Source organism: Candidatus Nitrosarchaeum limnium BG20, assembly GCF_000241145.1.
Lineage (GTDB): Archaea > Thermoproteota > Nitrososphaeria > Nitrososphaerales > Nitrosopumilaceae > Nitrosarchaeum > Nitrosarchaeum limnae.
Genome location: NZ_AHJG01000295.1, coordinates 1 through 2,843 on the forward strand (window position 1 = coordinate 1; position 2,843 = coordinate 2,843).

3 protein-coding genes and 1 pseudogene are annotated in these 2,843 nt (G+C 28.9%); 2 read left to right on the top strand and 2 right to left on the bottom strand.

Annotation, left to right across the window (positions count from 1 at the left end; genetic code table 11):
- A pseudogene (locus tag BG20_RS12485) lies at positions 1 to 557 on the top strand (hypothetical protein); the annotation flags it as partial.
- A gap of 1 nt (position 558) precedes the next feature.
- On the opposite strand, the gene BG20_RS10655 reads toward BG20_RS12485, so the two are convergent.
- Positions 559 to 1,392 (bottom strand): class I SAM-dependent methyltransferase, encoded by an 834-nt coding sequence (locus BG20_RS10655; protein WP_010195097.1) that lies wholly within the window; start codon positions 1,390 to 1,392, stop codon positions 559 to 561.
- A 133-nt stretch (positions 1,393 to 1,525) separates the two neighbouring features.
- Between BG20_RS10655 and BG20_RS10660 the strand changes: the two genes are divergently transcribed.
- Complete coding sequence (locus tag BG20_RS10660; RefSeq protein WP_010195107.1) at positions 1,526 to 2,008, top strand: RDD family protein; 483 nt, start codon at positions 1,526 to 1,528, stop codon at positions 2,006 to 2,008.
- Between the two features lie 246 nt (positions 2,009 to 2,254).
- Here the strand turns inward: BG20_RS10660 and BG20_RS10665 are convergent, their stop codons facing one another.
- Positions 2,255 to 2,683, bottom strand: coding sequence for a hypothetical protein (locus BG20_RS10665; protein ID WP_007401833.1), 429 nt, complete (start codon positions 2,681 to 2,683; stop codon positions 2,255 to 2,257).
- Between the last annotated feature and the right edge of the window lie 160 nt (positions 2,684 to 2,843).

A 2,843-nucleotide genomic window follows, 5' to 3' on the forward strand; every position in this document is an offset into this window, starting at 1 on the left:
CGGATAAATATGGTCAATATATTACACAAGAGTTTACAGTAGATTCAATTAACAATAATGGAGTTCAGATTACTTCAGAAAAAAATACAAAAGATAAGAAAGAAACTATAGAAATTAGTTTTGATAATAATGGTTCAATTATAGCAGATAAAAAATGCTGTGTTATAGAAAAATTCATGTATTTAACTCCAATTAAGATTGGAGACATACTAGTTGATGATTTAATAGTTACAAGTGATGCAACATATGAATTTGATGGAAAATCACGACGAGTGTGGATTGCACAAGGTGTAAAGAAACAAGACACGTTGATTGTGGATAAACAAACAGGATTAGTATTATCAGATAGTCATAAAGAAACAGGTTTGAATATCAAATGGGATAAAACAGAATTGATGAAGACAAATATCTTTGAGAAAAAATATGTAAATGATCAATCAGTAATACCAAAATGGTTCAAAACAACTACAAAATGGTTTCTAAATAACTTAATTTCAGAATCTGAATACATAAAGGCAACAGAAAATCTACTAGAACGAGAAATTATTAGAATCTGAGTTAAAGACTACATTTTAAAACAACATATTCAATTGTATTTTTTTCAGAAGCTTTTTTCATTTTAAGCATTGATGTGAATAGGATTTGTTCAACAAATTTTGAGTATTTTTTTAAAATCAATTTTTTGATTTCATCCCTATTTTTGATATAATAATTAGCAAGTGGAACATAAACTTCTTTTCCAATTAATTTTTCATCATTAATTTTAAAACCAATAGAACCTACGAGTTTTTTTACAAATTCTAACTCATAATGTTCAGAAGACCAAGTAAATTTCAGAATCCCCAGTTTCATAATTGATGCATTTTGCATAGTTACAGGGATTGCCAAAGTCAAGATGCCATTAGATTTTAGAATTCGTTTAGATTCTAAAATAAAATCTTTTAGAGGTTTGAAATGCTGTGATGATTCTAAAGCCAAAACACGGTCTACAGAGTTATCAGCAAAAGGCAATTTTGTTGATGTGGAATTAAAAAAGTGGATATTTTTTTGTGGACCAGAAAAAGATAGTTGGTCATAATTAATATTTATACAAAATAAATCCAATTTTTCATACTTATCTCTCCAAAAAATCGCTGGTGCAGATAATCCACTTCCAACATCAACTAAGTTTTTTGCTTTTTCCAGTTCTGCCAATTTGCCAAAATATGAGCAGAGATTTTTTTGTGCAGATAGAGGATCATTAGTGTTTTCCATCCAATATCCAAAATTCAGCATTGTTCCACCAGTTGCAAGCTGCATTATAGGAGAAAGAGAGTTGTAAAGTTTTATGACATCTCTTTCATTTTTTCTTATAGTCCAAAAAAAAACATCCAGGGGGTTGATTAATTTCAAAAAGATTTTCAAAGAGAGTTGAAAATGGTTCTTATTAATTTTAAGGCATTAAATTACATCAAAATACAGTGATGGGTTTTAACAAGAGTGAAGAATTATGATGTTTTATTAGATTGAGTAAAATAAAGAGAGCATGAGTGAGTCAAACAAATCCCCAGAGGTAATAATTGCAAAATGGAGTGAGAGATTTTTTGCGTGGTTAATTGATTTTGTCATTATTTCAGTTATTTCCACCATAGCAATATCATCTATTTTCGGATCAATTGATTATGATTTTAACGAAAAATTTTTCTGGGCAGAAATGACACAATTTATTCCAACAAGCGTGATCTTTTTTGGATATTGGGTAATTTTGGAATATCTGAAAGGTCAAACAATTGGAAAAAAGATCCTAAATTTAAAAATTACAAACATGTATGGTAAAAAACCAGATTTGAAGGGCATTTTAATCAGTAGTTTTGGAAAAACATTTCTTCTTCCAATTGATGTTGGATTAGGTTGGATTTTTACCAATGAAATGCGTCAGAGAATTTTTAATAAGATTGGCGATACAATAATTATTAAAATAAAAGAACAGGATCAAAATACAGACAATATAAAATACAAAAAAGATTAGATTTTGTCATATTTTATTATACAGTTGTTTTTGGAGAGTTAACCACTAGATCTATAACTTATTAAAAATAATTCATTTTCAGATATGTCTGAGAACATCAAATGGTGGGAAGGTCTTGCAAAAGAATTACAAAAAGATATAGAATTTGAAGAATAACAACTAGCATTAATGAATAACCAATAAAGTAAATCATAATTGTACAAATAAAATTCACAAAATATAATTAAATAAAATAATGAAAAGAAACTATTGAGTCCAACCGCGAACAACTAATTTTTCAATGCTGGTTGATTTTACACAAGCAGCTTGACCATTAAGTTTGAAAGCAAGTTCCAGACCTTCTCTACAAACCACATCTTTTGACGCTACACCATCTTTGACTTGTTTAAGTGGTGAAAGTATCATTACAGGAGCATCTTCATGTTCCATCATTTCATCACTTGGTTTTTCCATAACGTCTCCAGTATTCATTTCCTCATCAAGTGTTTTGGTAGAATTATCTTGATCCATCATATGTTCAGGATTTACCATGTCATCACCTGTTTGAATTGACTCGCTAAGGTTTGTATTGGTTGAATTTCCTGTTGTGTCTGCAAATACAATGTTTGATGGATTCACAATCAATCCAGTCACAAGTACAGAAAACAACAAAAAGAATCCAATATAGGCATTCATATTAAAACTACTGAAGACTAGATGTAATTTAAGATTTGGGTAAATTCATTTTCATCTAGATCATATAATTGAGACAGATAGTAAGATCATAGAGATATCCAAATAAAATAAATCATCAAAACAAAATGTATAGCATTCGCTAAGAGTGATTAAAAATAAA

Excerpts from the sequence above, each read along its gene's own strand:
- BG20_RS10660 (WP_010195107.1), top strand. The coding sequence starts at position 1,526 with ATGAGTGAGTCAAACAAATCCCCAGAGGTAATAATTGCAAAATGGAGT.
- BG20_RS10665 (WP_007401833.1), bottom strand. The coding sequence starts at position 2,683 with ATGAATGCCTATATTGGATTCTTTTTGTTGTTTTCTGTACTTGTGACT.